A 2,902-nucleotide genomic window follows, 5' to 3' on the forward strand; every position below is an offset into this window, starting at 1 on the left:
GCGCCCCTTCTCCCCCACCCTCAACGCCCACGCCCACACGGATGCCCGAACTGCCTGACGCCGTCGTCTACCGGCGGCGCCTCGCCGCCGATGCCCTGTATCGCGAGATTGCCAACACCACGGTCGTCGACCCACGCATCCTCGGCGACGGGCTGGAGCCGCGTCGCTTTGATGAGCTGCTTCGGGGCCGCACGCTCACAGAGACGCACCGCCACGGGAAGCACGTCTTTGCCCGGTACGGCGACGACACCGGCTGGCTTGCCCTCCACTTCGGCATGACGGGGCGTGTGCAGGTCGTTCCGGACGGCACGATGCCGGAGTATGCGTACGTTCAGTTCCATTTTGAGGACGGGGGCGCCCTGGCCTTCGAGTGCCCGCGCAAGTTTGCCCGGGTGCGGCTCATCGACACGCCGCAGTCGTTCGTCGACGCAAAGGCCCTCGGCCCCGACGCCCGCCGCGCCGATGTCGAGACGTTTCTGGAGCCGTTCGCGTCTCGCCGCGGCACGATCAAGGGACGGCTGCTCGATCAGAGCGTCGTGGCGGGGCTCGGCAACATCTACGCCGACGAGGCGCTCTATCAGGAGGGCATTCATCCGCGGACGACCGTGCCTGACCTCTCCGAGAACGACCTGCGCGGCCTCTACGACGCCATCCAGGAGGTCCTCGACGCCGCAATCGCCGTGGACGCCGATCCCGAAGCGCTCGCCCCGGATCGCTTCATGCTGCCCCACCGGTACGGGGACGAGCACTGCCCAAAGACCGGCGTGCCTCTCGAAACCGAGACCGTCTCCGGCCGCACCGCCTACTACTCTCCCGTTTACCAGCCACCACCGGAGTGAGGACAGCCCGCCCCTTCCCTCCACGCGCTCAGACGTCTACGCATCCATGCCCACCGTCCACATCGGCACCTCCGGGTGGCAACACGACCCCTTCGCCGGTCGCTTCTACCCCGACGACATCGCGCAGGATGACTGGCTCGCCTACTACGCCGGCACGTTTGACACCGTCGAGGTCAACAACACCTTCTACCAGAGCCCCGAGGCAGACACGCTCCGTGCCTGGCGGCGGCAGACGCCCGACGGGTTTACGTTCGCGGTCAAGGCAAACCAGTACATCACCCATTTCAAGAAGCTGATGGACCCGGAAGAGCCGGTCCGGAACCTGTACCGAAACGTGGAGCCACTCGGGGAAGCCCTCGGGCCCATTCTCTTCCAGTGCCCGCCCAATTGGCATCAGAACCTGGAGCGCCTGCACACCTTTCTGGAGGCGCTCGACGACGATCACCGCCACGTATTCGAGTTTCGGGACCCCACGTGGCTCACCGAGGAAACGCACACGGCCCTCGCCGCCCACGACGCGGCGTTCTGTATCTACGACTTTGGCGGCCGGTCGACCCACCGCACGGTGACGACCGACTGGGTGTACGTGCGCCTCCATGGGGCTGGCGAGGCATACCGTGGGCGCTACTCGGACCCCGAGCTCGACGGCTGGGCCGACGCCATTGCCGACTGGCGGGCCGACGATCGGGACGTGTATGTCTTCTTCAACAACACCGCCGGCGAGGGGCACGCGCCCCGCGACGCCCAGCGGCTGCGAGAGCGGGTGGAGACGCCGTGAGCTTCTGGGAAGGGGCGGCCCTGACGGGCAAACGGACAGCATGGGGCCCGAAGCGCTGCCCTCACGCACGGGGCCGCCTCACGCATCCAGGTTGCTGAAGAGACGGCGGGCCTGGCAGACGAGCTTGTCGAGAGCGTTCAGCGAAACCCCGAGCAGGACGCCAACGAGTACGAGTTGCTTGGCCCCGAAGTGCTCCCCCCCCGGAAGGTGGAGCCAACGAAGGAGCGGAGCGGCAACGCCGGTCTGATCGGCAACCATGAAGAGAACGGCCCCGAACGCAAGGCCGAGAACGGCCGATTTGATGAAGCTCCCCGCCAGCTTTGCCGACGGCCCCTCCTCGACGGTGGAGGGCTGCTCGACAGAAGCGTCGTTGCCAGCAGACGACTCCCTGTGCTTGCAGTCACTCATGCTGATAACATCTCGTACAGATGAGCAGTCAATTCGGGGGGAAGGCCTGACGCGAAACGGGATGCAAAAACGCCCCAAAGTGACGCTTTGCTTTCAGGAGTTTACCCCAACCGATGAGACAAGAAGTAGCCTCCGGAGGGCTACGAAAAAACTATGAGGCGGGCGAGAAAAACCGCCAAGATGTAGCCGGCCGGTCCCCTTGGCGGTCACGATTGAGGGTGCTCCCCCCTTCTACGCAGGGGGCTGGTCCGTTGAACGGAAGATCGCTCCAGCGAAAGGCCGCCCGATTGTGTGCGGGGACGAGAGCGAGCTTTGGCGCCCGGCCCCCAGAAAACGAACCAACATCGATGCTCTTCGGCATGACACTCCCCGAGCGTTTCCGCGACGCTACGTTCGAGAGCTACGAGCCGCAAACGCCGAGCCAGGCCGAGGGGCTCCGTGTCGCGCGTGCATTCGTAGACGAGCTTCGTCGGCTCCCGTCGTGGGCCGAGCGACTGGGAAGGCTCTTGGGACTGGCGGACGACCGGTTGCCGCACGGGCTGTATTTGGTAGGACCGGCGGGCACGGGGAAGACCCACCTGCTGGCCGCGATGTATAACGCCCTCGCCCCCGAGGTGCCCTGTGCGTTTTTGCATTCCAGCGTGCTGTTCCGGCAGACCGAGCCGCCGAAGGCCTTTGCCCGTCGAGTGGCCGATCGGTACGCCGTCTGCTGTCTCGACGAGGTAGAGATGGACGACCCCGCCAACGAGATGCGTCTGGCGGCCGTCATGAAGACGCTGGCGGCGTACGACGTGCCGCTCCTGGCAACGAGCAACGTGACCCCGGAGCAGTCCGTGGCGACTCAGCTCGGGGACGGGCGCATCCAGCGATTCCTGCG

General features: G+C 66.0%; 4 protein-coding genes. 3 read left to right on the top strand and 1 reads right to left on the bottom strand.

The window, feature by feature from the left end:
- The first annotated feature begins 41 nt into the window (after positions 1-41).
- Both V5A20_RS13870 and V5A20_RS13875 read left to right on the top strand, forming a co-directional pair.
- Positions 42-839, top strand: coding sequence for an Fpg/Nei family DNA glycosylase (locus V5A20_RS13870; RefSeq protein ID WP_332315336.1), 798 nt, complete (start codon positions 42-44; stop codon positions 837-839).
- Positions 840-885: 46 nt separating this feature from the next.
- Positions 886-1,617: a DUF72 domain-containing protein gene (locus V5A20_RS13875; RefSeq protein WP_332327629.1), complete on the top strand. Its 732-nt coding sequence runs from the start codon at positions 886-888 to the stop codon at positions 1,615-1,617.
- A gap of 78 nt (positions 1,618-1,695) precedes the next feature.
- Here V5A20_RS13875 and V5A20_RS13880 read toward each other — a convergent pair whose 3' ends face one another.
- A complete protein-coding gene (locus tag V5A20_RS13880) occupies positions 1,696-2,025 on the bottom strand; it encodes a hypothetical protein (RefSeq protein WP_332315334.1) in 330 nt (109 codons plus the stop codon).
- 359 nt (positions 2,026-2,384) lie between these two features.
- Between V5A20_RS13880 and zapE the strand changes: the two genes are divergently transcribed.
- On the top strand, positions 2,385-2,902 hold a 518-nt coding region (gene zapE / locus V5A20_RS13885), incomplete at its 3' end, for an AFG1/ZapE family ATPase (protein ID WP_332327630.1).

This window comes from Salinibacter sp. (genome assembly GCF_036626415.1).
In the GTDB taxonomy this organism is placed as follows: Bacteria; Bacteroidota; Rhodothermia; order Rhodothermales; family Salinibacteraceae; genus Salinibacter.